The following is a 25,000-nucleotide window of genomic DNA, read 5'->3' on the forward strand; positions in this document are numbered from 1 at the left end:
CTCATAACCTGAAGGCCGCAGGTTCAAATCCTGCCCCCGCAACCAACGATCCCTGTGATTGCGCCAAGCCCTTGCCACGCAGGGGCTTTTTGCGTTTCTGGACTGATGAAAACACTTCAGGTCTGCGCCTGCAATGATCGGCCCGATTTCTAGCCTTTTGTCACCTGAGATGGTGGAAAAGCCGGATATGCGGGTTGTGGGAACGCTCCAGGCTAAAGGCTGAGATCCGGAAGAACGGTGCGGATGTGGTTACCCAGCGCCCTGGCTGCTGAAGATGTCTGCGCGTCGGCAAACTCGATGGCAATGCCGATCGTTGGTAGGGGTGGTAGCCCGTTTTTGACGATATGAAGGTCGGCTGGAACGGCTGTCCTTGTCAGCACGCTGATGGCGTGGCCGGAACGCGCGATTGCGATGAGGCCGGAAAGGCTGTTGCTGGCGAAGGCGACGCGGTAGCGGCGATTGGCGGTTTCCATGGCGGCGCACGCCGCGCGGTGATCCAGCGTCACGGGCGCGGAGAGTGCGAGCGGCAGCACATCCTTGGCAAGGAGATCCGGCTCAGGCCTGTCCGCCACCCAGACGAAACTTTCCCTGCGGAGCACATCGCGGTGATCCGGATCGGATTGCGAAACCAGGGCCATGTCGATCTGGCGGCGCTGCAGGAGGGGACGCAATTCCGTCGTGGGCGCACAGACCATGCGCAGGTCGATTTTAGGGTAGGTGCCGAAGAAGCCTCTTAGCAGTTCCGGCAGGAAGGCAATGGAATAATCTTCAGGGCAGCCAAGGCTGACGGTTCCCTGCAGCGTCGCCTCGCCCATATCGGCAAGGATTTCGTCATGCCGGGCAAGCAGGCCGCTGGCATGGGCAAGCAGTCTCTCTCCCGCTGCGGTTACACGCACTCCAGAACCCGTTCGCTGCAGCAGGATATGGCCTACCAGCCCTTCCAGCCGCTGCATCTGCGTGCTGAGCGCAGATTGGGTGCGGCCAATCTGCATTGCGGCGACACTGATGGAGCCGGCGCGAGCGACGATGATGAAGTTCTTCAGCAGGGTGAGATCGAGCATGGTGATATCAAGATTATCAATATCGGAGTATAATACTATCAATTGGACTGAGGGGGCAATGGGTGGTTATGTTTCCGCAAGATAAACTTTTGGGGAATGTGCCATGGACAAGCCTGCGAAGACCTTCGCCTCGCTCAATGACGAACCGGCTTTCTGGGAGGCCGCCAATAAACATCTGACCCGCTACGGACCGGCCTTCGAGGAGATCATCGTCGAGCGGGCTAAGGGAAGTTTCGTCTATGATGCGGATGGGCGCGCCATTCTCGATTTCACCTCCGGCCAGATGAGCGCGTTGCTCGGGCATACCCATCCGGATATCGTCGCCACCGTCAACCGGCAGATGGCATCGGTCGCGCATCTATTCTCGGGCATGTTGTCTCGCCCGGTCGTCGACTTGGCGGCGCGGCTGGCGGCGCTTGCGCCTGGTCTCGATCGTGTGCAATTGCTGACCACCGGGGCTGAGTCCAACGAGGCGGCGATCCGCATGGCGAAGCTCGTGACCGGCGGGCATGAAATCGTCGCTTTCGCGCAGAGTTGGCACGGCATGACGGGCGCTGCGGCCTCCGCTACCTATAGTGCCGGCCGCAGGGGCTATGGCCCTGCCACGGCTGGCTCACTCGTTATTCCCGCGCCGAACGCCTATCGTCCGCGCTTCAAGAATCCCGATGGATCGAATGACTGGCAAGCGGAACTCGACGATGCCTTCGAACTGATCGATCGCCAGTCGACCGGCAATCTTGCCGCCTTCATTGCCGAACCGATCCTGTCGAGTGGCGGTATCCTCGAACTGCCGGTCGGCTATCTCGCTGCGCTAAAGAAAAAGTGCGAGGAGCGCGGCATGCTGCTCATCCTCGATGAAGCCCAGACCGGTGTTGGCCGAACCGGGCATATGTTCGCCTTCCAGCGCGATCGTGTGACCCCCGATATCATGACGCTGTCGAAGACACTCGGCGCCGGCCTGCCGCTTGCGGCGGTGATGACGAGCGCGGAGGTCGAACAGAAGGCCTTCGAGAGGGGTTTCCTGTTCTATACGACCCATGTTTCCGATCCCCTGCCGGCGGCTGTCGGCGTGACGGTTCTCGATGTGGTGGCACGCGATGGGCTGGTGGAACAGGCGATTGCCCGCGGAAACCGTTTGAAGGAGGGGTTGCTCTCGTTGCAGCAGCGCTTCGAATGCGTTGGTGACGTGCGCGGGCGCGGGCTTTTACTCGGACTTGAAGTCGTCGCCGACCGGCATACGAAAGCCCCGGGTTTCGAACTCGGTGCACGCATCATGCAGGAGGCGATGTTGCGTGGCCTCAGCATGAACATCGTCAAGCTGCCCGGCATGGGCGGCGTCTTCCGCATTGCGCCGGCGTTGACGGTATCGGAGCCGGAAATCGATCTTGGGCTGGAGATACTGGTGGATTCGATCGAATCCGCACAGCTTGCCCGCTAGGTGTGGCCGGCATTTGCCGGGAAGGTCAGTTCAACCCTTGCGCCTTCGCCGGGTCTGGAGTTGATATGCGCTTCGCCGCCGCTCTGGCGCACGAAACCGTAGACCATTGCGAGGCCGAGACCTGCGCCGCCATGGTCGCCCCGCGTGGTGAAATAGGGCTCGAAGGCCTTGTCCACGGCCTCCGGCGTCATGCCGATGCCCTCGTCGGCGACGGCGATCACCAGCGAATCTTTGCCCGAAGCGGCCTCGATTGAAATCAGGCCGCCATCGGGCATGGCGGCTGCGGCGTTCAGGCAGAGATTGAGGATGGATTGTTCGAAAAGGGCCGGGTCCAGCGGTATCGAGGGAAGATCGTCATCGATATGGAGCGCGATCCGGCATTTGGGGCCGACAGCGATTTCGAGAATATCGGCCATGCCGCGCAGCAGGCTGGCGACATTGATGACGCTTGGATGTATCGGTTGCTGGCTGCCGATGGTAAGCATGCTGCTGGCCAGAGAGCGGCCGCGATCCGCCGCCTTGCGGATGCGGGCGATGTGCCGCTTCTGGCGGTCGTTGAAACCGGCCTCCCGCTCCAGAAGACCGAGGCTGCCGGTGATGATGCCGATCATGTTGCCCACCTCATGGCTGACCTGGTGGGTCATGCGCATGATGCCATCAAGTCTCTGGGCTTTGACGGCTTCCGCTTCCTGGCGATCGAGCGCGGTCACATCGCGGGCGAGCAGCACGATGCCGCCGTCCGGCTGGCGTGACATCGATACTTCGATCACCCGCTGATCGTCAGTGCGGTGGCGCAGGACTGCGCGGTCGAGCAGTTCTCCCCGCTCTGCCTCGAAGGGTAGCAGGGCCGGGTCGATTTCCGGGATCGGCTCGACAAACCGGCGAAGCGGCAGTTTTCGCGATGAGCCGGAGCGTCCGACGAGTTCGATGATGCGGCGGTTCATGGTGATGGGCCTGCCGGCCGGATCGAAGAGTGCTATTCCCTCATTCATGGTGCGGAATGTCGAGCGGATGGTCCGGGCTGCCGCTTCCGCCGTGCGCCTGAGGCGCGAGACGCGGTCGACGCTGTCATGGAAGGCGCGAAACGCATCGAGCAGCCGGATCAACTCCGTCTCGGGACCAGTATACGAGGGCGGGCCGACATCCTTATTTCCTTTCGCAAGGGCATTCATGCCGTTGGAGAGCGTCACTATCCCGCGCGAGACACGCATCACTGAGCGGATCGAGAAGATCGCCACGATGAGAACCAGAAGCGAGGCGACGGCGACAATGATCAACAGTCGGTTGAGAGCATCGGAGGTCGAAATCAGGTCTTCGTTCAGCCTGCGCGCAACCGCATCGCCCTGGGTCTCGGTTGCGTGGGAAAGATCGCGCGACACGGTGTGAAGACGGGACACCGAGGCACGGATGGCGAACATTTCCAGAAGGTAGCGGCTCTGGGCCTCGAAGACCCGCTCATAGGGGTGCAGCTCGGACACGGGCAGGCGTTCGCCGGGATAGCCCTGTTGGCGCGCTGTTGTTTCCGCCACGTAACGGCGGCGCAGTTCACCAAGCTGGAAGAGGCTGTCGGATGCGGATGCGGCCTGCACGATGCCGTTCATTCGCCGGCGCAGTTCCGGATCTAGGATGCCCTGACCGGTGGCGATTTCGCCGAGTGCTGCTGCCGCTTCCGCTTTATGGCCCTGTGCCGCATCGGCATCCTTCGCAAGATCGAGCGTCTGTTCCCGGATAATCTGGAGGAGTTCAACGATGCGTTCGCTGGCAAAGCCGCGGGTAATCCGTTCGCCGCCGCCCGATCCTGTCATTTCGAGCAAAATATCGACCTGCTGGACCACCGAGCGGCTTTCGCTGGAAACGCGGTAGGGTGAGGCGGCGTTCATCAGAAACGGTGCGCTGGAGACGAGATCGGAGACCTGCCGCGAGACCAGCGACGCCTTGGCGAGACTGGAAAAGGCCTGCAACCCATAAGCCGCCATTTCATCGCGGGCGCGCTGCAGACCATAAATGGCGATGGCGGAAAGGCTGAAGACGAGGAGGCAGGTAAAGACGATCGCAAAGGGCAGGCGGAAGGCGATGGAGGACAGGAAGGAGCGGCTGATCACGGGGAAAGCTCGCCCTCGTCGGTATGCAGGACATAACCCTTGCCGCGCCGCGTCTTGATGTGGCGCGGCAGGTCGGGGTTTATCTCGATCTTGCGCCTGAGCCGCAAAACCAGCACGTCGACATTTCGGTCGATATAACGGTCGCTTTCCGAACCCAGCCTGTCGAGGATCTGGGAGCGGCTGACGGGCTGGTTGGGTGTTTGCGCCAGTATTTCCAGCAGCGCGAACTCCGCAGTCGTCAGCGTTCGGCTATGGTCGCTCAGGCAGACCGCCCGGCGGGCGTCGAGATCGATCGCCCAGTCGCCAAGGCACAGCGCCCCGCGCCCTTGATCGCTGTCCTTGTCCTGTTTCAGCGAAGGGATCGTTCGCCGCAGGACGGCCTTGATCCGGGCGGTGAGTTCGATCGGTTCGAAGGGTTTGACAACATAATCGTCGGCGGCCGTTTCCAGACCGAGAACCCGGTCAGCGGCGCTGCCGGCGGCGGTGACCATGACGATACCGATGTCGATCTGGCTGCGCAGCCGCTGGGCGAAGGTGCGTCCGGACGTGCCGGGCAGATTGTGATCGACGAGCACAAGCTGCATCCTTTCGCGCGCCAATATCTCGTACGCCTCCTCGGCGGAGCGCGCGCAGGTGGGTAGCCAGCCCTCCGCCTCAATGAGGTCCGAGATGAGCTCGGCCATATCCGGATCGTCCTCGACGATCAGAATGCGAACCTTCTGATTAAGCACTGCACTTTCCTCCCATCACCATCATAGGCATGGCAGCGGCGATCTTCAAAGGCTCGCTGGTTATCGCTGCTGTCATAAATGTAATATCTGTAATCTTGTTCGGCGGTGCGGTGAAAGATTGGTAACCATTCTTCGATTGCGGTGCGGGCTGGATGTGACATGCTGTTGGTGGAGACTGGAACGGGGAGGTTCCAGGCAGGGAGGCTTAATTGAAAGCATTGACCGCACTTGCGGCGAGCATGGTCCTATGGCTGTGCGGCGCAGGGCATGGCATGGCCGAGCCGAAGTTGAACGTCCTGTGCGGCGTCGACGAGGCCTGGTGTTTGACCATGAAGCAGGCTTTCGAAGCCAAGACCGGTCTCGAGATTTCGATGGTGCGAAAGAGCACCGGTGAAATCCTCGACCAGATTCGCGCCGAACGATCCCATCCCACTGTTGATGTCTGGTGGGGCGGTACCGGCGACACCCATTTGCAGGCCGGCTCGGAAGGGTTGCTGGATGAATACCGGCCCGTCCACCAGCAGGATTTGTTGCCCTGGGCGCAGAATTTCTCGGTAATGTCGGGATCGCGGTCTGCGGGAATTTATGCTGGCGCGCTGGGTTTTGCCTATAATTCGGAACTGCTTGCGAAGAACAATCTGCCGGCGCCGACCTGCTGGAAGGACCTGGCGAAGGATGTCTATCGCGGCCATATCCTGACCGGCAATCCGAACTATTCCGGTACGGCCTTCACCATGCTGGCCACCCTCGTCCAGCTGTTTGGCGAGGAGGAGGCTTTCGGTTTCATGGCGAAACTCAACCAGAATGTCGTGAGCTATACCAAGGTGGGCGCTGCGCCCGTCAAGGCGGCGGCGCGGGGCGAGATCATGATCGGGATTTCCTTCATGCACGATGCCGTGACCCAGAAGATCGAAGGTTTTCCGCTGGTCATCGTCGCGCCGTGCGAGGGCACCGGTTATGAAATCGGGGCTGTGAGCATCGTCAAGGGCAATCGCAATTCGGCCCTTGCACAGGATTTCGTGGAATTTGCGCTGAGCCCGGAAGGGCAGGCGACCGGGGCCCAGGCCGGCCAGAACCAGGTGCCTTCCAATGCCCGGGCGACATTGCCGCTGACCGCACCTGACATATCGATGATCAAGATGGTGGATTACGATTTCGCCACCTTCGGACAGCCGGAAGAGCGAAGTCGGTTATTGAGCCGCTTCGACAGCGAAATCCACCCCACCCAGACCCAGTAGGGCAAAAACCAACATCCCGAAGAGACAGCGCGTGCTGCAAGACGCCGCGACCGGCAGCGCCATGTCTGCGCGCGGCCCAAGAATTCAGACGCAAGCTACAGGAGGATAACCATGCGACTGACGATATTTTCCACCCTGCTTTTTGCCGGCACGGCACTCAGCGCCGTTTCCGCGCAGGCGGCGGGCGAACTCAACCTGATCTGCTCGGCCGATGTCGTCATCTGCGAGCAGATGAAGGGCGATTTCGAAAAGACGCATGACATCAAGGTCAATATGGTGCGCCTGTCTTCAGGCGAGACCTACGCCAAGGTTCGCGCGGAAGCCCGCAATCCGAAGACAGACATCTGGTGGGCTGGCACCGGCGATCCGCATATGCAGGCGGCATCCGAAAACCTGACGCTCGAATACAAGTCGCCGATGCTGGACCAGTTGCAGGACTGGGCCGTGAAGCAGGCGGAAAGCACCGGTTACAAGACTGTCGGCGTTTATGCCGGTGCACTTGGCTGGGGCTACAATACCGAAATCTTCAAGTCCAAGGGATACAAGGAGCCGAAGTGCTGGGCCGACCTGCTGGCGCCGGAGCTAAAGGGCGAAATCCAGATCGCCAATCCTAATTCGTCCGGCACCGCCTATACAGCGCTCGCGTCGCTCGTGCAGATCATGGGCGAGGATCAGGCGATTGATTATCTGAAGAAGCTTAACGCCAATATCTCGCAATATACCAAGTCGGGTTCTGCGCCGGTCAAGGCGGCGGCGCGCGGAGAAACGGCGCTTGGCATCGTCTTCATGCACGATGCGGTGGCGCAGACGGCGGAAGGCTTTCCGGTCAAGTCCATCGCGCCGTGCGAAGGCACGGGCTACGAGATCGGCTCGATGTCGATCATCAAGGGCGCCCGCAATCTCGACAATGCGAAGATCTGGTACGACTGGGCGCTGAAGCCCGAAGTCCAGTCGCGCATGAAGGACGCCAAGTCCTTCCAGCTTCCCTCCAACAAGACGGCGGAAGTGCCGAAGGAAGCGCCGAAGTTCGAGGATATCAAGCTCATCGACTATGACTTCAAAACCTATGGCGATCCGGCCAAGCGCAAGTCGTTGCTGGAGCGTTGGGACCGCGAAGTCGGTGCGATCGCAAACTGATCTGAACCACTGATCTGAACTCAGGCGACAGGCATCCCGGCTTTTTAAGCCGGGGTGTCCGCCACTCTTTCATCGGCATGAAACAAGCGAGGTCGGCCATGACACGTGGCAATCGCAGGCTGGACATCGTCCTGGCGCTCGGGGCTTTTGCCCTCATTCTTCTCCCCTGGTATCGCATCGAAGGCGGCTTTTTCAGCTTCCGCTGGCTGTCCGGATTTTTCTCTTCGGCCAGCGATGCGCCCGGTGTGCTGCAAATATTGTCCTATGGAAAACCATGGCTCGTCGGCATCGTCCTCTTTTTCCTTGCCGCGTGCCTTGTTCGGCCGATGCGTGATCCAATGCGGCGTGGCGGGTTGCTTGCCTTCATAGGCGCCGCCGGTCTCTTTTTCCTCGCCTTGCAGGGGCTGGCGATCGGCTTCAGCGGCTGGACCTGGACGGCGAGCGAGAACCTCTTCGGCATGCTTGCCGACGGCCAACCCTCCATGGGCGCCGGCGCCGTCGTCATGTCGCTTGTCTTCGTGCTTCTCTTTGCCTTCGGGCTTGCAGAACGCGGAGTCATGAAAGGCGACGCCTTTGTCGTCGCCGCCATTTCTGTTCTGGTCTTCCTCGTCGCGGTTTTTGTCTTCTATCCGATCGGCAGCATGCTGATCGCGTCCGTTCAGGATTTCGACGGCTCCTTCAATGCCGATGGTTTTATTCGCAATATTCAGGATCCCGGCATCTGGAGCCTTGGCTGCGTTACGGGGGAAGAGCGTTGCGGCGTTGCCTGGCGCACGCTGTTTCTTGCCCTGATGACGGCCTTCGGTTCGACCGTGCTCGGTCTCGGCTTTGCTCTGATCGCCACCCGCACGCGCTTTCCTTTCAAGAAGGGCCTGCGCCTTCTCACCGTTCTGCCGATCATCACGCCGCCTTTCGTCATCGGACTCGCGTTGACGCTGCTTTTCGGCCGTGCCGGTGTTGTCACCGAATGGCTTTCTTACCTCTTCGGCATAGAACCGGGCCGCTGGCTTTACGGCATGACCGGCATCTGGATCGCACAGGTTCTGTCCTTCACGCCTATCTCGTTTCTGGTGCTGATCGGCGTGGTCGAAGGCGTCAGCCCGTCAATGGAAGAAGCCTCTCAGACGTTGCGCGCCGACCGCTGGCGCACCTTCTGGCGGGTGTCGCTGCCGCTGATGAAGCCCGGTCTCGCCAATGCCTTCCTGATCGGCTTCATCGAGAGCATGGCGGATTTTGGCAATCCGCTGGTGCTCGGCGGCACGCATGGCGTGTTGTCGACGGAAATCTTCTTTGCCGTCGTCGGCTCACAGAACGATCCGTCCCGCGCTGCGGTTCTGGCGATCATCCTGCTGTGCTTCACGCTTTCGGCCTTCCTTGCCCAGCGCTTCTGGCTGGCGGGCAAGAATTTTGCGACGGTGACGGGCAAGGGTGACAGCGGCGCGCATATCGCGCTTCCGCGTGGCCTGTCCATCGGCGTCCACGCTGTCGTCGTGCCGTGGATGGTCTTCACCATCGTTGTTTATGGCATGATCCTTGTGGGCGGTTTCGTGAAGACCTGGGGTCTCGACAATTCCCTGACCCTAGACCACTACGTCCGCGCCTTTTCCATCAGCTTCTCCAATGGCTCGATTGCCTGGACAGGCGTTGCCTGGAATTCGTTCTGGACGACCATGAAGATCGCATTGGTTTCCGCACCGCTGACCGCCGCCGTCGGTCTTTTGACCGCCTATATCATCGTGCGGCAGAAATTTGCCGGGCGGAACCTCTTCGAATTCGCGCTGATGATGAGCTTTGCCATTCCCGGCACGGTCATCGGCGTCAGCTACATCATGGCCTTCAACCTGCCGCCGGTGGAAATGACGGGATCGGCACTCATCCTCATCGCTTGCTTCGTGTTCCGCAACATGCCGGTCGGCGTGCGCGGCGGCATTGCGGCGATGAGCCAGCTCGACAAGAGCCTCGACGAGGCTTCGCTGACGCTGCGGGCCAATAGTTTCCGCACCATCCGCAAGGTCATCCTGCCGCTCTTGAGACCCGCAATCACGGCCGCGCTGGTCTATTCCTTCGTGCGCGCCATCACCTCCATCAGCGCTGTCATCTTCCTCGTCAGCGCCGAATACAACATGGCGACCTCCTATATCGTCGGCCTTGTCGAGAACGGTGAATATGGGGTGGCGATCGCCTATTCCTCCATGCTGATCGTGGTGATGATCACTGTTATCACCGGCTTCCAGCTCATTGTCGGCGAGCGTCGCCTGCGGCGTGAAAACCGCGTCGCCGGCCTGCCCTCTGCTTCCTCCGTTCCTCTTGCCCAGGAGAAAACCGCATGATTTCCGTAAAGCCCGGCTCCGTCACCTTTCAGAATGTCCGCAAGACCTTCGGCGCCTTCACCGCCATTCCCGACCTGTCGCTCACCATTGAGCCCGGCACGCTGGTGACGCTGCTCGGTCCCTCCGGCTGCGGCAAGACGACGACGCTGCGCATGCTGGCGGGCCTCGAGCATCCGACCTCGGGCCGTATCCTCATCGGCGACAAGGATGTGACCATGCTGCCTGCCAATGAGCGCGATGTCTCGATGGTCTTCCAGTCCTATGCGCTTTTCCCGCATATGACGGCGCTCGACAATGTTGCCTACGGCCTGCAATCCTCCGGGCTGCGCAAGGCGGAAGCGCGGGAAAAGGCGGAAGAGGGTTTGAAGCTTGTCGGCCTTGCCGGCATGGGGCATCGCCTGCCCGCCGAACTTTCCGGCGGGCAGCAGCAGCGTGTCGCGGTCGCCCGCGCTCTGGTGCTCGAGCCGCAGGTTCTGCTGCTCGATGAGCCGCTTTCCAACCTCGATGCCCGCCTTCGCCGCCGGGTCCGCACGGAAATCCGCGAATTGCAGCAGCGGCTTGGCTTTACTGCCGTCTATGTGACGCATGATCAGGATGAGGCGCTGGCTGTTTCCGACCGGATCATCGTGATGAAGGATGGCGAGATCGCTCAGTCGGGTGCGCCACGCGATCTTTACGAAGCCCCGGCCTCCGCCTTCATCGCCGATTTCATGGGTGAGGCGAATGTCGTCGGCTGCGAAGTGATCAGCATTGAGGGTTCGGACGCACTGATCCGCGTTGGCGGCATCGATCATCGGGTTTCGGCGCGCAACGCAAAACCCGGCCCGGCGAAACTTGCTGTGCGTCCCGGCTCGATTTCCATCGGACAGCTTGGCGGGCCGGGCCTTGCCGGCCGGGTGCTGCACAGCGCCTACCTCGGCGGTCACGTCGAATATGAGGTGGAAACCGATATCGGTACGCTTTTCATTGTCGACCATGCCGTGGAGACCAGCCTGCCGGCAGCGAGCAATGTGACGCTGGGGTTCAAGAACAGGGGCATTGCCCTGATTCAGGCTTGAAGCCGCTCCTGCACTCAGGATTACATGACGACAGAGGCAGATTTGTTCTGCCTCTGTCCGTCGGGAGCGCCGGTCTCAAATATCCTTTGCCAGACGCAGCGCGTCGTAGATCGCCGCATGGGTATTGCGCGCGGCGACCGCATCGCCGATCCGGAAGAGCCGGTAGGCGCCTTCCGGGTTGCGCTCGACCGTCTGGGCCGTTCCCGCAAGCAGGGCGTCATAGGAGATTTCGCCAAGGTTCTTCGAACCGGGCTTGAGTTCGAAATAAAGGTCATCCAGCGGGATCGTGCCGTGGTTGACGACGATCTGGTCGACGGTTCTCGATTTCGCCACGCCGCCATAGTCGCTGCCGACATGGGCGACAAGCTGGTTGCCATTTCTTTCCGCCGCTTCCAGCCGGTAGGTAACGGTGAAGGTGACATCGTGTTTTTGCAGCGAGCGCATATAGGGAACGAGGTTCATGGCCATGACTTCCGGGGCGAAGGCGCGGTCGGGCGTCATGATCTCAACCCTTGCGCCTGCCTTTGCCAGAAATTCGGCGGCCTGCAGACCTGCATGGTCGCCGGCATCGTCAAAAACCAGCACATTCGTTCCCGGTTTGACGTCCCCGGAAATGATATCCCATGCCGAGACGACGAGATCGGCGCCGCTGGAAAGCACATCGGTGTGCGGCAGACCGCCGGTGGCGATGAGAACGACGTCAGGGTTTTCCGAAAGAACCGTGTCCGCTTCGGCCCAGTTGTTGAAGTGGAAGGTGACGCCCAGCCTTTGACACTGGCTCATGCGCCAGTCGATGATGCTGATCATTTCCCGGCGGCTTTCGCTTTGCGCGGTTAGCCGGATCTGGCCGCCGGGATTGTTGGCGGCCTCGAACACAACGACCTCATGGCCGCGTTCGGCACAAACGCGCGCGGCCTCGAGCCCGGCCGGACCGGCGCCGACGATCACCACCTTCCGGCGCTCCGCCGCTTTGGGTATCTCGTGCGGCATGGTTTCCTCACGGCCCGTTGCCGCATTGTGAATGCAGAAGGCGAGACCGCCCTGATAGATGCGGTCGAGACAATAATTGGCGCCCACGCAGGGGCGAATATCTTCCTCGCGTTTTTCCATGATCTTGCGCACGATATGCGGGTCGGTCATGTGGGCGCGGGTCATGCCCACCATGTCCACCTTGCCGGCGGCGATGGCGTGGCGGGCGGTGGCGACATCGGGGATCTTGGCGGCGTGGAAGGTTGGGAAACTGGTCGCGGCGCGGATTTCACCGGCGAAATCGAGATGCGGCGCGTTGGCCATGCCTTGGATTGGGATGACGTCGGTCAGGCCGGGGTCGGTATCGATATGGCCCCTGATGACATTGAGATAGTCGATCAGGCCGCTATCCTTCAATCGTCTGGCAATTTCGATGCCCTCTGCCTTTCCGGTGCCGCCCTCAAGACATTCGTCGGCGGTATAACGGACACCGAGGATGAAATCGTCGCCCACGCGTTCGCGCATCGCCCTGAAGACGTCTAGACAGAAGCGCAGGCGGTTTTCGAGCGGGCCGCCATAGGGACCGTCCAGTTCATTGGTCAGCGGCGAGACGAACTGGTCGATCAGATGGCCATAGGCTTCCAGCTCCACGCCGTCCATTCCGCCCGCCTTCATGCGTTCGGCGGCGTCGGCGAAGTCCTTGATGATACGCTCGATATCCCAGTCCTCGATCTTCTTCGGAAAAGCCCGATGCGCCGCTTCGCGATGATGGGACGGCGCAAGGATTGGCAGCCAGTCCCCCTTGTCCCAGCGGGTGCGGCGGCCGAGATGTGTGAGCTGGATCATGATCGCCGCACCCTGTTCATGCACGGCGTCGGTCATTTCCCGGATCCATGGGACGATTTCATCCTTATAGGCGAGTAGATTGTTGAAGACGGGCGGGCTGTCCCTGGAGACAGCGGCGGAACCGGCTGTCATTGTCAGCGCAACGCCGCCCTTTGCCCGCTCCACCGTGTAGGCGCGGTAACGTCCCTTCGGCATGCCATCCTCGGGATAGGCGGGTTCGTGCGATGTGACGATGATGCGGTTGCGCAGCGTGAGGTGTTTTAGCTGGTAGGGCTGCAGAAGTGGATCGCTCGACATAGCCTGCTCCAAAAGGTTTCTATCTCAAGGCTAAGCGTTAATGTACACTTGTGTCAATTTACAAAACACAGTTGTCTTTCTTTTCGACATGGGTGTACATCCGCTTGTCGCGAAGAGGCCTATTTGCTACGAACTCGTTATGGAAGCGACATTGAACGACACCGGTTGGCGTGGATCGCAGGAGGGGTGGCTTGAGGCCGCCTATCAGGCTTTGCTGGAATCGGGCGTGGATTCCGTCAAAATCCTGCCGTTGGCGAAGAAGCTAAATCTGTCGCGCACGAGTTTCTACTGGTTCTTCAAGGACCGGGAGGAATTGCTGGCCGCGCTCGTCGCCCGCTGGCGGGAAAAAAACACCGGAAACATCGTCACGCAATCCGAAGCCTACGCCGAGACGATGGCCGAAGCCATGCTGAATGTTTTCGATTGCTGGCTGGATTCCTCGCTCTTCGACAGCAGATTTGAGTTCGCCGTTCGAAGCTGGGCTCTTCAGTCCGATGAGATTCTTGCGGAAGTTCGCAAGGCTGACGAGATGAGAATGGCGGCGCTTTCACGCATGTTCGTGCGGTTCGGTCACAATGAAAACACGGCGGATGTGCGTGCCCGGACTACCTATCTGGTGCAGATCGGCTACATTTCCATGCAGTCCGAGGAAGATGTGGCGGTGCGGATGCAGAGGATTCCGGACTATATCGCCATCTATACCGGTGAGATGCCGCAGCAGCGTGAGCTTGACCGGTTTTATGCGAGACACGGGTACAGACCGGGTTCGTAAACCTTAGGCGACACGTCCATAAGACCGCCCTTTTGCGAAAACACACGCAATGCCGTCGGATTTTGGCAGGCAGGGTGGTAGAAGATGAACTGTCCGTGCGTCCTCGTGCAATGTAGCTGCAACATTCAGCGAACAGTGGTGAGGGTGGCAAGGATTCATCTGGGGAACGTCATTGCGTATCTTGCTTCTTGAGGATGAACCCGAAATGGCGCGCGCGCTTCTTGAAGCCCTGCGTCGGCGCGATGTGCTTGCCGATCATGTCCGCACCATCAGCGATGCTGAAGCCCTTGCGCGGGACGGGTCTTACGATGTTCTGGTTCTGGATCGCCGCCTTCCCGATGGCGAGGGGCTGAATCTGGTGGCTTCGCTTCGCCGGAGCAGGCATTCCGTGCCTATCCTTGTTCTGACGGCGCTTGGAAGTGTCGATCACCGTGTCGACGGGCTCGATGCCGGAGCGGATGATTATCTTGCCAAGCCCTTTGCAATCGAGGAGCTGCTCGCTCGCCTCAGGGCTCTGCATAGACGCGGCCCTTCTCTTTCCGACAAATATGCGCATTTCGGAAATCTGAGCATCGATCCGCGCAGCAATGAGGTCAGCATTGCCGGCTCCATCATCGAGTTGCGGCGTCGGGAATATCTGGTGCTGGAGGCGCTGATGCGTCGTCCCAACCGCATCGTCACGCGGGCGAACCTGATCGAGGCGGTCTATACGCTCGATGACGAGATCGAGTCCAACGCTCTCGATGCGCACATTTCCCGTATCAGGAAGAAGCTGGCGCAGGCGGAAGCCTCGGTGGAGATAAGGGCCGTGCGGAATATCGGTTATCTCGTCCGGTTGAAGACATGACACAGGAGCGCAATCGATCCCTGCGATGGGTGCTGATGAAGCGCCTTTTCGCATTGCAGGCGTTTCTGCTCGTGCTTTTCGTCATCCTTCTCATAGGCTGGATATGGATCATTGATCCGCGGCTCGAAGGTGCGAATGAAGAGGCCGCCCGCATCGTCGCGGAGAGCGTGACGAAGGATGGACAGGGCAGGCCGCAACTTTCGGCGACGCCGGAGCTGGCGGAGCTGAAACGGCGCTATCCGAATCTCTGGTTTGTGGTGCGGGACGCCAAGGACATCGTCTTGCAATACGGCGTTGTTCCGGCGTCTGCCCTGTCGGCGGCTTTTCCCTGGAGTTTTGACCGCGCGCGGCTGGAGGCGGCCGGTACAGTGCGCGCCACCGTGGAAAACCGCGATACATCCGCCGGGCGGCTTCAGTTCATTGCCGGGACGGAGGAAGGAATTCCCAATGACGGGCTGAGTATCTGGATCAATGTTCAGCTGGATCTGGAAAAGGATGCCGAGGGCGCCATCCGCTGGCTGACCGTGCTGCCAGCGCTGGGTTTCATCATCCTCATCGCCGTCGTGCCCATGCTGATCCTGACGGGCATCGCGACACTGCTCGTGACCCCTCGGGCGGTCGGCCGCTCTTTGAGCGGGCTGATGGAAACCGTCAAACAGGCGCAGTCCATCGATTTCGAGAACCGGTCTGAGCGGATCGACCGTTCGAAAGTTCCCCTTGAAATCATCCCGCTGGTGGATGCCTTCAACGTCGCGCTGTCGAGGCTCGATGACGGGTATAATCGCCGCAACCGCTTTCTTGCCGATGCGGCGCATGAACTGCGGACTCCGATCGCAATCGTACGCACCAGAGCCGACCTCTTGCCCGATGATGCACTGAGCCGCCAGATCAGGGCCGATATCGACCGCTTGACCCGCGTTGCGCAGCAGCTGCTGGAAATGCAGGCGGTGGGTGCGGTGAAACTGCCGGCTGAGCCGCGCGATCTCAATAGGCTTGTCGAGCGCATCGCGACCGATCTCGCCCCGATTGCGATGGATGCCGGTTACGAATTCGATTTCGAGCCAGGCGTGGGCGACGTCGTTTTCACGGTGCAGACTTCGATCATCGAGATGGCGGTCGTCAATCTCGTGCGCAACGCGATAGACCATGCCGGGGGCAAAGGCGCAATTACGATCCGGATCGATCCGGCCGGAGCCATCGAGGTCTGCGATGAAGGGCCGGGCATAGCCGTTTCGGAGCGCGGGCAGGTATTCGAGCCGTTTCACCGTATCAACACGAATTCGCCCGGAGCAGGCCTTGGGTTAAATCTGATCCAGAAGGCCGCCGAGCTTCATCGCGGCCGCGTTCTGTTCCTCGATCTCAATCCCGGCTTCTGTGTCCGGCTCGAGATTCGATCGATAGTTTCCAAAGGGGCTGCGACCGCGCGCTGATAGTGAAATTTCTTACGATTCGGTTAAGAAAACACATCCAAACCATTTAAATAAATAAATAATTTCTAATAAAATTCGCCCGATGTAATGCAGACGCAATTCTCGTGGGGAAAATCCCCTTATCTGCTGAACGCATCCGCATGTCATGTCGGCCGGCGCAGCAGACTAACGGGAGCCGGTTTCCGGTTCTTCAACGCGAACTGAAACTTGGCTGCGCCACAAGATGGCGCATCGGTTTCGTCTGGAGTCATTCATGTCGATCATCAAGAAATCGCTTGTCGCCGTGACCATCGCCGTCGCGGTTGCAGGCAATGCCTACTCCGCTGATCTTACCAACTACAATACGCAGCAATCCTTCGATTATGGCAATACGCCAGCCTTATCCTGGGGCGGGGCCTATGTGGGTGTGCATGGTGGCGTCTCCTCCCCGAAATTCAACCCACTGGCCAGCGGCCGAGGCCTGACGGGCGGTGTGCAGGCCGGGTATAACTTCCAGTTCGGTTCGGGCGTGGTCGGTGCGGAACTCGAAGGGTCCTATCTCGGGAACGAGGCGCGTGTGCCGAACGGTCGGTTGCGGGAGCGTTTCCGTGGCGCGGCCAAGATGAAGGCCGGCGTGGCGCTTGACCAGACGCTCATTTACGGCACTGCCGGCCTGACCACGACGAAGTTCAAGGACGGCAATGGCGTGACGGGTCCCGATGGCTGGAAACAGGGTTATCTGGTCGGGGCAGGCGTTGAACAGAGCTTCGGCGGCGGCCTGTCGGCAAAGTTCGAATATAATTATGTGAGCACAGGAAATGTGGCCACGACGACTTCAAGCGGCAGGTCGAAGACCGATATCAGCGATCATGTCATCAAGGCCGGCCTGAACTATCGTTTCTGATCGGCCCGCCCCATGACAGGCCCAGGGAGACTTCTCAAAAGAACGCCGCCGCTTTCGGCCTGGAAGCGGCGGTGAAAAAGGGCGGGGCGCGGCACATGCGGAACCGGGCTGAAATTTGAAACCGGTAACGGTCATTCGCATTCGAGCGAAGGTTGCCGGAAGCTCGTAACATACCATTCGTTCCCTGAATTGCGGGTGTAGAAGGTATAGAAGCAGTCGATGCGCTCGATATAAGCCGGTGTTTCGGACACTTCGTAACGTTTGCCCCGCCGTGTTGTCCGCACTTCGCCACTCGACGATCCGGCGACAGCCTGCGTCTTGTTTTTCCGCCATTGATAGGCCTGCTGGCCAGGACCCAGACTGTAGATATTGTCCGGCGGCCCATAGTCCAGCATCACGCTGGTGATGGGCGCGCCGATATAGCTTTTCATGACAGTCGAGGCGCAGGCCGTGAGCAGTATCGATGCGCCGGCGATAAGGAAGATTGCTGCCGGGACTGCAAGGGACGATCTATTGGACATGGAAGTTCCTTTCTGCGGTGACCTTCGCAGGGATAGGAACCGGTTATTGCAAGTACATTGCACGGGAAAAGCGGGGCGAGGCGGGTGGCATCCGCTGAAAGCGGCGATGCCCGAATTGCCGGTATCTGAGGCCGGCGATGTTGCGGCGGATGTGTGTCGACAGGCCATTCCGCTATCCTGGGACAGCGGAGGTTTCGTCGTTAAGGAAGCCATTTTTCATTTTTTGCAATTAAGAATCATTTGCAATAAGGATTGACGCTGGGTTTATTTCCCATATTCTTCTGTTGCGAATGAGTTGCAATTTCGGTTTCCGGGCAAGTTCAGATGATCGATATCGAATGTGTCGCCGCGAATGGGTTTATCTGCACGGCGGAGACGGGTGATCCGGCCGGGATCGCAGTTTCTTCCCGCAATTTATTTCTTTCAATTGGATGTTCAGATGCTCTTTGTTCCTGAAGAAACCCGCAAACGCTTCCGCACCGAGGAAGCGATGCTGCGAACGCGGGCAGCCCTGAAGCGGGCCGGCCTGCGTCCAACCCGTCAGCGAATCGTGCTTGGCGGGCTTATTTTCCGGGAGGAGCACAGACATTTCACGGCCGACGATCTGCATCGTGAGACCATTGCGACAGGAACGCGGCTGTCGCTGGCGACGGTCTATAATACGCTCAACCAATTTGCCGAGGCGGGTTTCGTCCGTAGGGTCTGCATCGAGGGCGGCCGGACCTATTTCGACACCGATACCGCCAATCACCAGCATTTCTATGTCGAGGCGGAGGATCGGGTCATCGATATTCCTGCCGGTCGTATCAGCCTTGGAATGCTGCCCGAACCGCCGAAAGGATATGTCATCGACAAGGTGGATATTCTGCTTCGTCTTGTGCGTCTGGAGCCGGAGAAACAGGCTGCTCGAGGTTGCGGTTCCGCATGTCGCAGTGATCCTGAGCGCCGGTGATTGATGGATGGAGACCTGAAATGACGACCTCTTGGAGAACCGCCGGCGCCTGTGCGCCGAGCGTGTGTTCAAACCTGTTCATCGTCTCATAGCCCCGGTGCGGTCGGCGTCCGCATTGTGAAAGCCGTCACAGATTTTGGAAATTGCGGCCCGCCTGTCCGGATGGAGGCGGAATGAGCCGCCTTGTCTCGTCCGGCAAACGGCAATGAAAGGAAATCCAAATGCTTACCATTGGTGCAAGACTACCCGCATTCGACCTCCAGGCGGTTGTTTCCACTGATCCGGCCAATGCTTTTACACGCATCAGCGACACGAGCAGCGCCGGCAAGTGGAAGGTCATCTTCTTCTGGCCAAAGGACTTCACATTTGTCTGCCCGACCGAAATCGCGGCTTTCGGCAAGCTCAACCCGGAATTCGCAGATCGCAACGCGGTGGTCTACGGTGTCTCAACCGACAGTGAATTTGTCCACCTCGCCTGGCGGCAGAACCACGCGGATCTCAAAGAATTGCCAATCCCCATGCTATCGGACATCAAGCGCGAGTTGAGTGCGGCTTTTGGCGTGCTGCATCCCGCGGAAGGCGTTGCGCTGCGCGCCACCTTCATCATCGATCCTGAAGGCATCATTCGCTTCGTCACGGTCAACGATCTCGGCGTCGGGCGCAATCCGCAGGAAGTGCTGCGGGTGCTTGATGCGCTTCAAACCGATCAATTGTGCCCATGCAACTGGCAGAAGGGCGACGACGTCCTGAAGGCCGCATAAGCGAGGGTCGAGCATGAAACAGGTTTCAATCCCAGGCGGCACGCGGGCCTTTGCCGCATCGCGTTCGCGAGACTTCATCGTCATCGATGGCGGCGACCGATATTGGAAGAGGCTGACCGAACGGGCCAATATGGCCTATTCACAAGGGGAAATTTCGCTTGCGCGCGGCATCTATGGCGATGCACTGGCGGAAGGGGAGCGGCTGTTTACCGCCGCCCTCGAAAAGCCCTGCCACTATCCAGCACCGGTCATCTACAACGTCTCGTGCCATAATCTTGCGGAACTGGAGAATGGTGAGGGCAACCACCAGGAGGCGGAGGGGCTTTACCGGAGAGCTTACGAGCGGCTTCTTGAGGCCGCCCGGTCATCCTTCTCGCCAATGGCGATGCGGGTCGCCTGCGTGCAGCATCTCAAACAGGCGCTCGCAGCCCTTGCACATCATCTCCGGTCGCGGGGGCGTGACGACGGAGTGATCGACCGTGCGGTTCAGGAGGCATATGGCACAGCCTTTGCAGTCTTCCGTGCGGCCCGCCACGCGGAGCAGGCGGGCGGCGATCGCCCGCATTGCCCGATCATTCCGTCATGACGATGAAAGCCCACTCTCAAACACATCAGGATAATGCAACGTGAATACGCTAGACGATACGATGAAATCTTTTCTCGCCAAACAGCTGCCGATCCAGTCGACGGTCAGCAGGGACGGCTTGCCGGATATCGGGCCGAAGCGCTCGCTCAGGGTCTATGACGACAGGACGCTGATCTACAATGAGAATACCGGCGGTCAAACGCTGCAAAATATCCGTGACGGCTCGAAGATCGCCGTCGCGGTCATAGACCGGGATGCGCTCGACGGCTATCGCTTCGTCGGCCGGCCGGAGATTTTCACCGAAGGGGCTCCGTTTCAGAATGCCCTGGGTTTCGCCGGCAAGGCGGGAATGAAAGAGCCGAAATGCGCCGTGCTCATCCATCTGGAGGCGATTTATACGCTGCGGTCCGGCCCTGATGCAGGCAAGAAACTCTCAAATCCCGAATAGGCGGAAACCTCTGCTGATCATAACGGCCCGCGTTTTTCGAATGTGGGCCGTTTAGAGGCCGGCAATGTTGCGGCCGATATGGCGTAGTATGCTTTTGAAGAGTTTTACTTCGGCCGGGTCGAGGCCTTCGATCGCGGTTTTTTCGAACATGGCGGCGATGGGCATGAGTTCATCGGCCAGTTCCTCGCCCTTCGGGGTGAGGGTGATGCGCACGATGCGCGCATTGTCGAGCGGTCGTTCGCGGCTGACGAGGTTACGCCGGACCATCAGCCCCACCAGCCGGGAAAGCGTGGAAATCTCCACCGACACCATGTCCGAAAGCTCGGTCAGCGTCTTGCTCTCCTGCTGCCGCAATGTGGCCAGCACCCGGTACATCGGCAGGGTGATGTCATAGGAGGCCAGTCTCACGGAAAAGCGCTCGCCAAGCCGAACGCCCACCCAGTTGAGCAGGTAGGGTACCGAGTCGGTGAATTGATAGGACACGAGCAAATCCCCGTTTGAGAGCCATCTGCGCAGATGCTGATGTGCGCCTATCGGCTGTACCGGCACAATCCATCCGTTTCAATAGCTTCGCCCCATAAGACGGGGGAATGCGGCGTTCTCCCTTTCACAAAAAATGGCGAATAACATTTGCATTGACAAACGTTGCAAATGCAAATAAATAAGAGCACAGGATTTGGGAGGATCTCATGACATCAGCATTGTTTGGCCTCGGCAGCCTTGCGCCCGAAGGCGTCGGTCAGAATTTCCGTTCAACGATGCGCCGTTTCCCGGCGACTGTGACGATTATCACGGCCTGTGCTTCGGGTGATCAGCGCGATCACGGCATGACGGTCACGGCCGTCACTTCGGTCTCGATGGAGCCGCCATCCCTGCTGGTCTGCCTGAACAATCGCACCCTGCTGCATGAACTGCTGCTGTGCCGGCCCGATTTCATCGTCAATGTGCTGACGCAGGATCAGATTGCCCTATCGGATGCCTTTAGCGGCAAGGTGTCGCCGGAAGAGCGTTTCCGCGACGGTCAATGGCATCGCCACGACAATGGCGTTCTCTATCTGCCCACGGCCCATGCCGCCATCGCCTGCCGCCGGGTCGCGGCCATGCCTTACGGAACCCATACCGTTTTCATCGGGCAGGTTGTTTCGGCCGATGTCAGCGAGGTGACACGGCCGCTGCTTTACGAAAACGCCCAATATTGCGCGGCAAGCCCCTCGCACGAACCTGCCTGAATTTCCGCGATCAGAGCATTCCCGCAAGGAGACAATCATGAACGATATGAGCCATGCGCCGCAGCCGGTGCAAACGAACCCGCGTGCCCGCCTCGCCAGCCGCGTTGCCGGCATAGCCGATCTTTTCCGGGCGAGCGCCAGACAGACGGAGGAGGCCCGGCGCGTTCCCGCCAGCCACATCGAGGCGCTTCGCGGCATCGGTTATTTCGATATCGTCAAGCCCTGCGCCTTCGGCGGCAAGGGCGGCGATTTCGCCGAGCTGGTGGAAGCCAATATCGAGCTTTCGGCGGCCTGTGCGTCGACCGGCTGGGTCGCCGGCCTGCTGTCTGCCCATCAATGGCTTCTGGCGATGTTTCTGGAAGAGGCGCAGGCCGATGTCTGGGGCGAAAACCCCGATGCACTGCTGTGCGGTTCCTATGCGCCGGTGAAGATGGCGGAGCTTGCCGATGGCGGTTATCGCCTGAGCGGCAAATGGGCCTTCGCCTCAGGCTGTGAGAACGCGCAATGGTCCCTCTGCGCCGCCATCCTGCCGCCGCAGGGCGAGGGAAAGCCGGTTCCGGCCTTCTTGCTCGTTCCCGCCGGGCATTATGTGATTGAGGACACCTGGCACGTGGTGGGCCTGGCCGGCACGGGTTCCAAGACGCTCGTTCTCGATGATGTCTTTATTCCCAAACACCGGGTTCTGACCTTCCCCGACGCCACCAGTGGGAAGACGCCCGGCGGGCATTATTATGCGGAGGAAGGCCTGTTCAACATGCCGCTTCTGACCGGAATCCCCTCCTGTCTCGCGGCGGCGGGCGTCGGTGCGGCGAGGGGCGCGCTTGCCGCCTATGTCGATCACGTCGGCGGCCGGGTGACGCGCGGTGCGGTGGCGGGCGGCAATAATCGCATGGCCGAATTTCCAACCATCCAGCTGCGCGTCGCGGAAGCAGCGGCGAGCGTCGATGCGGCTTGCGAAATATTGCTGCGCGATGTCGCCCGGGCGCAGGCGCTTTCGCAGGCGAGGATCGAAGGTCGGGCGGAGTTTACCGTGGATGACCGCCTTCTCAGCCGCCGCGGCCAGTCCTTTGCGGTGTCTCTCGCCCTGCGCGCCGTGCAGGCGCTCAACGATTCCACCGGCGGCGTCGGGCTCGATCTTTCCAACCCGGTGCAGCGGGCGTGGCGCGATGCCAATGCGGTCGGCCGCCATATCAGCATGAACTGGGACGCCGTCGGCACCATGATCGGTCAGAGCATGCTCGGGCTGGAACCCAAGGGCCAATATTGATCGCTTCTCAGGCGGCAAATCATACAGTGAATTCGGAGGAAATAACATGCAAGGCAAGGTCGCTCTCGAGGAGCATTTCGCAATCCCGGAAACTCTTCAGGACTCGGCCGGTTTCGTACCCGGCGACTACTGGAAGGAATTGCAGCACCGCCTGCTCGACATTCAGGATACGCGCCTGAAGCTGATGGATGCGCATGGCATCGAGACCATGATCCTGTCGCTGAACGCACCGGCGGTGCAGGCAATCCCCGACAGGAAGAAGGCGATCGAAATCGCGCGGCGGGCGAATGACGTGCTTGCCGAAGAATGCGCCAAGCGGCCGGATCGCTTCCTTGCCTTCGCAGCATTGCCTTTGCAGGACCCGGATGCGGCGACGGAGGAATTGCAGCGCTGTGTCAACGATCTCGGTTTCGTCGGCGCGCTCGTCAACGGCTTCAGCCAGGAGGGCGATGGGCAGACGCCGCTTTATTACGACCTGCCGCAATATCGCCCGTTCTGGGGCGAAGTCGAAAAGCTCGACGTGCCTTTTTACCTGCATCCGCGCAATCCGCTGCCCCAGGACTCTCGCATTTATGACGGCCATCCCTGGCTGCTCGGCCCCACCTGGGCTTTCGCGCAGGAAACGGCTGTGCATGCGCTGCGTCTGATGGCGTCCGGCCTGTTCGACGAGCATCCGCGCCTCAACATCATTCTCGGCCATATGGGCGAGGGCCTGCCCTACATGATGTGGCGTATCGACCACCGCAATGCCTGGGTGAAGCTGCCGCCGCGTTATCCGGCCAAGCGCCGTTTCGTGGATTATTTCAACGAAAACTTCCACATCACCACCTCGGGCAATTTCCGCACCCAGACACTGATCGACGCCATCCTGGAAATCGGCGCCGACCGCATTCTGTTTTCCACGGACTGGCCCTTCGAGAATATCGACCATGCCTCCGACTGGTTCAACGCGACGACCATTGCCGAGGCCGACCGGGTGAAGATCGGCCGCACCAATGCGCGCCGCCTGTTCAAACTCGACGGGAACTGACCCATGCAGCCGTTCGTCTACACGGCCGCGCCCGCCCGCATCGTTTTCGGGGCGGGCAGCTCGGCGGGCGCGGCGGAGGAAATCCGCCGCCTTGGCCTGTCGCGGGCGTTGGTGCTTTCCACGCCACAGCAGAAGAGTGACGCGGAGGCGCTTGCCGCCCGGCTCGGCCGGCTTGCTTCCGGCGTCTTCTCCGATGCGGCCATGCATACGCCGGTCGAGGTGACGAAAAACGCGGTCGAAGCCTATCGCGTCGCCGGTGCGGATTGCGTCGTGGCGCTCGGCGGCGGTTCCACGACTGGCCTCGGCAAGGCCATTGCGCTGCGCACCGATGCGGCGCAGATCGTCATCCCAACCACCTATGCCGGTTCCGAGGTGACGCCCATTCTCGGCCAGACGGAAAACGGGGTGAAGACCACCATGCGCGGGCCGGAAATCCTGCCGGAAGTGGTGATTTACGATGCGGAACTGACGCTTGGGTTGCCGGTCGACATCAGCATGACGAGCGGGCTGAACGCCATGGCGCATGCGGCGGAGGCGCTTTATGCGCAGGACCGCAATCCCATCGCCAGCCTGATGGCGGCCGAGGGGCTGCGGGCGATGATCGGAGCCCTTCCCGGCCTGAAGGCCGAGCCGCGGGATATCGAGGCGCGCGAAACCGCGCTTTATGGTGCATGGCTGTGCGGCTCGGTGCTTGGCGCCGTCGGCATGTCGTTGCATCACAAGCTTTGTCACACGCTGGGCGGCAGTCTCGATCTGCCACATGCGGAAACCCATGCGGTGCTTCTGCCGCACACCATCGCCTATGTGGAACAGGCGGTGCCGGATTTGCTTGCACCCCTTGCCGCTCTTGTCGGCGGCAGGGCAGGGGCGGGGCTTTATGATTTCGCCGCCCGACTTGGCGTGCCGGCAAGCCTTGCGGCTCTCGGGGTCCGGTCGGACGATCTCGATCCCATGGCAGAGCTTGCAACGGCCAATCCTTACTGGTGCCCGCGGCCAATCGAAAAAACTGCGATCCGCGACCTTTTGCAACGCGCCTTCGAGGGCACGCGGCCGGAGTAACGGGAGGA

At 60.3% G+C, this 25,000-nt stretch carries 23 protein-coding genes; 17 read left to right on the forward strand and 6 right to left on the reverse strand.

Annotation, left to right across the window (positions count from 1 at the left end):
- Nucleotides 1-212: 212 nt before the first annotated feature.
- The gene (locus tag BS627_RS00150) at nt 213-1,061 is read right to left on the reverse strand and encodes a LysR substrate-binding domain-containing protein (protein ID WP_193600475.1); all 849 of its coding nucleotides are present in this window, start codon (nt 1,059-1,061) and stop codon (nt 213-215) included.
- Nucleotides 1,062-1,164: 103 nt separating this feature from the next.
- Between BS627_RS00150 and BS627_RS00155 the strand changes: the two genes are divergently transcribed.
- Nucleotides 1,165-2,499, forward strand: coding sequence for an aspartate aminotransferase family protein (locus tag BS627_RS00155; RefSeq protein WP_077981327.1), 1,335 nt, complete (start codon nt 1,165-1,167; stop codon nt 2,497-2,499).
- On the opposite strand, the gene BS627_RS00160 is transcribed toward BS627_RS00155, so the two are convergent.
- Both BS627_RS00160 and BS627_RS00165 read right to left on the reverse strand, forming a co-directional pair.
- Nucleotides 2,496-4,601 carry a sensor histidine kinase gene (locus BS627_RS00160; RefSeq protein ID WP_077981328.1) on the reverse strand — a complete coding sequence of 702 codons (2,106 nt, stop codon included), beginning with the start codon at nt 4,599-4,601 and terminating at the stop codon, nt 2,496-2,498. The genes BS627_RS00155 and BS627_RS00160 overlap by 4 nt on opposite strands.
- Nucleotides 4,598-5,332 carry a response regulator transcription factor gene (locus BS627_RS00165; RefSeq protein ID WP_077981329.1) on the reverse strand — a complete coding sequence of 245 codons (735 nt, stop codon included), beginning with the start codon at nt 5,330-5,332 and terminating at the stop codon, nt 4,598-4,600. The genes BS627_RS00160 and BS627_RS00165 overlap by 4 nt, the downstream gene beginning before the upstream one ends.
- Nucleotides 5,333-5,571: 239 nt before the next feature.
- Here BS627_RS00165 and BS627_RS00170 point away from each other — a divergent pair, with 239 nt between their 5' ends.
- From BS627_RS00170 to BS627_RS00185, 4 genes are all read left to right on the forward strand, one after another.
- Entirely contained in the window at nt 5,572-6,570 is a 999-nt protein-coding gene (locus BS627_RS00170; RefSeq protein ID WP_077981330.1) for an ABC transporter substrate-binding protein, read from the forward strand.
- A 111-nt stretch (nt 6,571-6,681) separates the two neighbouring features.
- The gene (locus tag BS627_RS00175) at nt 6,682-7,707 is read left to right on the forward strand and encodes an ABC transporter substrate-binding protein (protein WP_077981331.1); all 1,026 of its coding nucleotides are present in this window, start codon (nt 6,682-6,684) and stop codon (nt 7,705-7,707) included.
- Nucleotides 7,708-7,805: 98 nt separating this feature from the next.
- Nucleotides 7,806-10,037 carry an ABC transporter permease gene (locus BS627_RS00180; RefSeq protein ID WP_077981588.1) on the forward strand — a complete coding sequence of 744 codons (2,232 nt, stop codon included), beginning with the start codon at nt 7,806-7,808 and terminating at the stop codon, nt 10,035-10,037.
- Nucleotides 10,034-11,095, forward strand: coding sequence for an ABC transporter ATP-binding protein (locus BS627_RS00185; protein ID WP_077981332.1), 1,062 nt, complete (start codon nt 10,034-10,036; stop codon nt 11,093-11,095). The genes BS627_RS00180 and BS627_RS00185 overlap by 4 nt, the downstream gene beginning before the upstream one ends.
- 75 nt (nt 11,096-11,170) lie before the next feature.
- On the opposite strand, the gene BS627_RS00190 is transcribed toward BS627_RS00185, so the two are convergent.
- The gene (locus tag BS627_RS00190; RefSeq protein WP_077981333.1) at nt 11,171-13,207 is read right to left on the reverse strand and encodes an NADH:flavin oxidoreductase; all 2,037 of its coding nucleotides are present in this window, start codon (nt 13,205-13,207) and stop codon (nt 11,171-11,173) included.
- A 139-nt stretch (nt 13,208-13,346) separates the two neighbouring features.
- Here BS627_RS00190 and BS627_RS00195 point away from each other — a divergent pair, with 139 nt between their 5' ends.
- The 4 genes from BS627_RS00195 to BS627_RS00210 all read left to right on the forward strand — a co-directional run bounded on the left by BS627_RS00195 (nt 13,347) and on the right by BS627_RS00210 (nt 17,139).
- The gene (locus BS627_RS00195) at nt 13,347-13,979 is read left to right on the forward strand and encodes a TetR/AcrR family transcriptional regulator (RefSeq protein ID WP_162520551.1); all 633 of its coding nucleotides are present in this window, start codon (nt 13,347-13,349) and stop codon (nt 13,977-13,979) included.
- Between the two features lie 172 nt (nt 13,980-14,151).
- A complete protein-coding gene (locus BS627_RS00200) occupies nt 14,152-14,826 on the forward strand; it encodes a response regulator transcription factor (RefSeq protein ID WP_077981334.1) in 675 nt (224 codons plus the stop codon).
- 35 nt (nt 14,827-14,861) lie between these two features.
- A complete protein-coding gene (locus BS627_RS00205) occupies nt 14,862-16,256 on the forward strand; it encodes a sensor histidine kinase (RefSeq protein ID WP_193600477.1) in 1,395 nt (464 codons plus the stop codon).
- A gap of 253 nt (nt 16,257-16,509) precedes the next feature.
- Nucleotides 16,510-17,139, forward strand: coding sequence for an outer membrane protein (locus tag BS627_RS00210; protein ID WP_077981336.1), 630 nt, complete (start codon nt 16,510-16,512; stop codon nt 17,137-17,139).
- Nucleotides 17,140-17,270: 131 nt separating this feature from the next.
- Here BS627_RS00210 and BS627_RS00215 read toward each other — a convergent pair whose 3' ends face one another.
- On the reverse strand, nt 17,271-17,660 hold the full coding sequence (locus tag BS627_RS00215; RefSeq protein ID WP_077981337.1) for a hypothetical protein: 390 nt from the start codon (nt 17,658-17,660) through the stop codon (nt 17,271-17,273).
- Between the two features lie 439 nt (nt 17,661-18,099).
- Here BS627_RS00215 and irrA point away from each other — a divergent pair, with 439 nt between their 5' ends.
- The 4 genes from irrA (at nt 18,100) to BS627_RS00235 (ending at nt 20,407) form a co-directional block, all read left to right on the forward strand.
- On the forward strand, nt 18,100-18,612 hold the full coding sequence (irrA, locus tag BS627_RS00220) for an iron response transcriptional regulator IrrA (RefSeq protein ID WP_077981590.1): 513 nt from the start codon (nt 18,100-18,102) through the stop codon (nt 18,610-18,612).
- Between the two features lie 221 nt (nt 18,613-18,833).
- Nucleotides 18,834-19,373, forward strand: a complete 540-nt coding sequence (locus BS627_RS00225) for a peroxiredoxin (RefSeq protein WP_077981338.1) — start codon at nt 18,834-18,836, stop codon at nt 19,371-19,373.
- 13 nt (nt 19,374-19,386) lie between these two features.
- Nucleotides 19,387-19,959, forward strand: coding sequence for a hypothetical protein (locus BS627_RS00230; protein ID WP_077981339.1), 573 nt, complete (start codon nt 19,387-19,389; stop codon nt 19,957-19,959).
- Nucleotides 19,960-19,999: 40 nt separating this feature from the next.
- Nucleotides 20,000-20,407 carry a pyridoxamine 5'-phosphate oxidase family protein gene (locus tag BS627_RS00235; RefSeq protein WP_077981340.1) on the forward strand — a complete coding sequence of 136 codons (408 nt, stop codon included), beginning with the start codon at nt 20,000-20,002 and terminating at the stop codon, nt 20,405-20,407.
- A gap of 51 nt (nt 20,408-20,458) precedes the next feature.
- Here the strand turns inward: BS627_RS00235 and BS627_RS00240 are convergent, their stop codons facing one another.
- The gene (locus BS627_RS00240) at nt 20,459-20,890 is read right to left on the reverse strand and encodes a MarR family winged helix-turn-helix transcriptional regulator (protein WP_004433168.1); all 432 of its coding nucleotides are present in this window, start codon (nt 20,888-20,890) and stop codon (nt 20,459-20,461) included.
- Between the two features lie 206 nt (nt 20,891-21,096).
- Between BS627_RS00240 and graD the strand changes: the two genes are divergently transcribed.
- From graD to BS627_RS00260, 4 genes are read left to right on the forward strand one after another with little or no spacing between them, the layout of a single operon-like run.
- Complete coding sequence (gene graD, locus BS627_RS00245) at nt 21,097-21,636, forward strand: FADH(2)-dependent resorcinol hydroxylase reductase component (protein ID WP_077981341.1); 540 nt, start codon at nt 21,097-21,099, stop codon at nt 21,634-21,636.
- A gap of 37 nt (nt 21,637-21,673) precedes the next feature.
- On the forward strand, nt 21,674-22,903 hold the full coding sequence (gene graA / locus BS627_RS00250) for an FADH(2)-dependent resorcinol hydroxylase oxygenase component (RefSeq protein ID WP_077981342.1): 1,230 nt from the start codon (nt 21,674-21,676) through the stop codon (nt 22,901-22,903).
- A 46-nt stretch (nt 22,904-22,949) separates the two neighbouring features.
- Nucleotides 22,950-23,933, forward strand: a complete 984-nt coding sequence (gene tsdA, locus BS627_RS00255) for a gamma-resorcylate decarboxylase (RefSeq protein ID WP_077981343.1) — start codon at nt 22,950-22,952, stop codon at nt 23,931-23,933.
- Between the two features lie 3 nt (nt 23,934-23,936).
- The gene (locus tag BS627_RS00260) at nt 23,937-24,992 is read left to right on the forward strand and encodes a maleylacetate reductase (protein ID WP_077981344.1); all 1,056 of its coding nucleotides are present in this window, start codon (nt 23,937-23,939) and stop codon (nt 24,990-24,992) included.
- Nucleotides 24,993-25,000: the final 8 nt, after the last annotated feature.

The sequence above is a fragment of the Agrobacterium salinitolerans genome (assembly GCF_002008225.1).
Taxonomy (GTDB): Bacteria; Pseudomonadota; Alphaproteobacteria; order Rhizobiales; family Rhizobiaceae; genus Agrobacterium; species Agrobacterium salinitolerans.

Bases quoted from the DNA above. Each gene is read 5' to 3' on its own strand.
- BS627_RS00180 (WP_077981588.1), top strand. From the start codon at position 7,806: ATGACACGTGGCAATCGCAGGCTGGACATCGTCCTGGCGCTCGGGGCT.
- BS627_RS00230 (WP_077981339.1), top strand. From the start codon at position 19,387: ATGAAACAGGTTTCAATCCCAGGCGGCACGCGGGCCTTTGCCGCATCG.
- tsdA (WP_077981343.1), top strand. From the start codon at position 22,950: ATGCAAGGCAAGGTCGCTCTCGAGGAGCATTTCGCAATCCCGGAAACT.
- graD (WP_077981341.1), top strand. From the start codon at position 21,097: ATGACATCAGCATTGTTTGGCCTCGGCAGCCTTGCGCCCGAAGGCGTC.
- BS627_RS00260 (WP_077981344.1), top strand. From the start codon at position 23,937: ATGCAGCCGTTCGTCTACACGGCCGCGCCCGCCCGCATCGTTTTCGGG.
- graA (WP_077981342.1), top strand. From the start codon at position 21,674: ATGAACGATATGAGCCATGCGCCGCAGCCGGTGCAAACGAACCCGCGT.
- BS627_RS00210 (WP_077981336.1), top strand. From the start codon at position 16,510: ATGTCGATCATCAAGAAATCGCTTGTCGCCGTGACCATCGCCGTCGCG.
- BS627_RS00175 (WP_077981331.1), top strand. From the start codon at position 6,682: ATGCGACTGACGATATTTTCCACCCTGCTTTTTGCCGGCACGGCACTC.
- BS627_RS00225 (WP_077981338.1), top strand. From the start codon at position 18,834: ATGCTTACCATTGGTGCAAGACTACCCGCATTCGACCTCCAGGCGGTT.
- BS627_RS00185 (WP_077981332.1), top strand. From the start codon at position 10,034: ATGATTTCCGTAAAGCCCGGCTCCGTCACCTTTCAGAATGTCCGCAAG.
- BS627_RS00150 (WP_193600475.1), bottom strand. From the start codon at position 1,061: ATGCTCGATCTCACCCTGCTGAAGAACTTCATCATCGTCGCTCGCGCC.
- BS627_RS00215 (WP_077981337.1), bottom strand. From the start codon at position 17,660: ATGTCCAATAGATCGTCCCTTGCAGTCCCGGCAGCAATCTTCCTTATC.
- BS627_RS00195 (WP_162520551.1), top strand. From the start codon at position 13,347: ATGGAAGCGACATTGAACGACACCGGTTGGCGTGGATCGCAGGAGGGG.
- irrA (WP_077981590.1), top strand. From the start codon at position 18,100: ATGCTCTTTGTTCCTGAAGAAACCCGCAAACGCTTCCGCACCGAGGAA.
- BS627_RS00205 (WP_193600477.1), top strand. From the start codon at position 14,862: ATGAAGCGCCTTTTCGCATTGCAGGCGTTTCTGCTCGTGCTTTTCGTC.
- BS627_RS00170 (WP_077981330.1), top strand. From the start codon at position 5,572: ATGGTCCTATGGCTGTGCGGCGCAGGGCATGGCATGGCCGAGCCGAAG.
- BS627_RS00155 (WP_077981327.1), top strand. From the start codon at position 1,165: ATGGACAAGCCTGCGAAGACCTTCGCCTCGCTCAATGACGAACCGGCT.
- BS627_RS00190 (WP_077981333.1), bottom strand. From the start codon at position 13,207: ATGTCGAGCGATCCACTTCTGCAGCCCTACCAGCTAAAACACCTCACG.